This window comes from Actibacterium sp. (assembly GCF_041584535.1).
Lineage (GTDB): Bacteria > Pseudomonadota > Alphaproteobacteria > Rhodobacterales > Rhodobacteraceae > Actibacterium_D.
In genome coordinates this window covers 1-2052 of record NZ_JBFHDW010000380.1, presented here as the reverse complement: position 1 = coordinate 2052, position 2052 = coordinate 1, and the positions used below count along the sequence as shown (strand labels likewise).

Genomic DNA, 2052 nt, shown 5'->3' with positions numbered 1-2052 from the left:
TTACTAATTTATATTTCAGAATACCTCTTCCCATAGGCTAACTATATTCGCATTTTTCCTTATATTTTCGCTGTTTTATGCATAATTTTACTTCGTTAGTTGAATTTTACTCGCGCTTAATATAGTTGATTGTTCGAAGCAATCATCAAGGCCGCCATTTCAATGCATGCCGACGAAAACAATCCTCGAACAGGAATGCCCTGTCTGCGCCAACCTTTGGTGACGGATGGGGCTGCTATTTGGGACCTGGTGCGCGCTTGCAAGCCGCTTGATGAGAACTCGATGTATTGCAACCTGATTCAGACCGATCATTTTGCCGAGACTTGCGTGGTGGCCGAACTTGACGGTGAGATCGTTGGCTGGATTTCCGGCCATATCATACCCGGACAGGCCGTGCTGTTCGTCTGGCAGGTCGCCGTCGCGCAAAAGATGCGCGGCACCGGTCTGGCGCGCGACATGCTGGCCGATCTCGTCACACGCGACATCTGCGCCGATATCGCCGGCCTGAAAACCACGATCACAAAAGACAATACCGCCTCGTGGCGGCTGTTCCAAAGTTTCGCCCGCTCGATCGGGGCAAGCTTGTCAGATCAGGAACACTTCACCCAAGACCAACATTTTGGTGGGCACCATGCGACCGAACACATGGTGACAATTACCTTCCCGGAGCCCAAGCGCAAAGCCGCCTGAACGCGTCGTTCCCGAAAATCCAAAGGACATATCATGCCGACAAATCTGTCAGCCGATACCGCAATTTTCAAACGCCGAGAAAGCGTCGCCCGCTCGTATTGCCGGGGCTTTCAGGCGGTCTTTACCGCCGCCAGCGGATCCGAGTTCACGGATTCGACCGGACGCAAATATATCGACTTTCTGGCCGGGTGTTCGTCACTGAACTATGGCCATAACGACCCCGACATGAAGGCCGCGCTGATCCAGCATATTTCCGCTGACGGCATCGCCCACGGGCTTGATCTGCACACCAACACCAAGGCGGCGTTTCTCAAGGCGTTCGAGACCCATGTGCTGGCGCCGCGCGGCATGGACCATCGCGTCATGTTCCCCGGACCGACCGGCACCAATGCGGTCGAGGCTGCAATGAAGCTGGCGCGCAAGGTCACGGGCCGCACCAATATCATCGCCTTTACCAACGGCTTTCACGGCGTGTCGCTAGGCGCGGTTGCCGCGACGGCCAATGCCTATCACCGGGGCGGGGCTGGTGTTGCGCTTGGCGGCGTGACCCGGATGCCGTTTGACGGGTATTTCGGCGCCGATGTCGATACCGCCGACTATCTTGAGAAAATGCTAAGTGACAAATCCGGCGGCATCGACGCGCCGGCCGCGATCATTCTGGAAACCGTTCAGGGCGAAGGCGGCCTGAACGTCGCGCGGCCCGAGTGGCTTCGCCGGATCGCCGCGATTGCCAAGGCGCATGGCGCCCTGCTGATCGTCGATGACGTGCAAGCCGGGATCGGTCGCGCGGGGACGTTCTTTTCCTTTGAGGAAATGGGCGTGACGCCTGACATCGTGACCCTTGCCAAATCGGTGTCGGGCTTTGGCCTGCCGATGGCCTTGGTGCTGGTGCGACCGCAGCACGATGTCTTTGGTCCCGCCGAACACAACGGCACCTTCCGGGGCAACACCCACGCCTTCGTCACCGCCCGTATCGCGATCGAGAAATTCTGGGCCGATGACGCCTTTCAGACCCGGATCGCCGACAAGGCCGCGATGCTGACCCGCGCCTTGGAAGACATTGCCGACATGATCCCCGGCGCGGTTCTGAAAGGCCGTGGCATGATGCAGGGCGTCGACGTGGGCTCGGGCGCCTTCGCGGCGGAAATCTGTGCGCGCGCCTTTGAGAACGGCCTGATCATCGAAACCTCGGGCAACGAGGATCAGGTGGTCAAGGTACTGGCCCCGCTGACCACCCCGGACAAGGTCTTTGCCCGGGGCCTGACCATTCTGCAAAGCTCGGTCCAAGAGGTTTGCTCGGAACTGAAACTCGCCGCGGAGTAACCCGTTATGATCGTAAGAGACCTGAACGACCTGATGACC

General features: G+C 58.4%; 2 protein-coding genes. Both read left to right on the top strand.

The features are described 5' to 3' along the window. The first annotated feature begins 162 nt into the window (after positions 1-162). Positions 163-690 (top strand): diaminobutyrate acetyltransferase, encoded by a 528-nt coding sequence (gene ectA / locus ABYW26_RS13840; protein WP_372605494.1) that lies wholly within the window; start codon positions 163-165, stop codon positions 688-690. A gap of 33 nt (positions 691-723) precedes the next feature. After that, a complete protein-coding gene (gene ectB / locus ABYW26_RS13835) occupies positions 724-2013 on the top strand; it encodes a diaminobutyrate--2-oxoglutarate transaminase (RefSeq protein WP_372605493.1) in 1290 nt (429 codons plus the stop codon). The last annotated feature ends 39 nt before the right edge of the window (positions 2014-2052 follow it).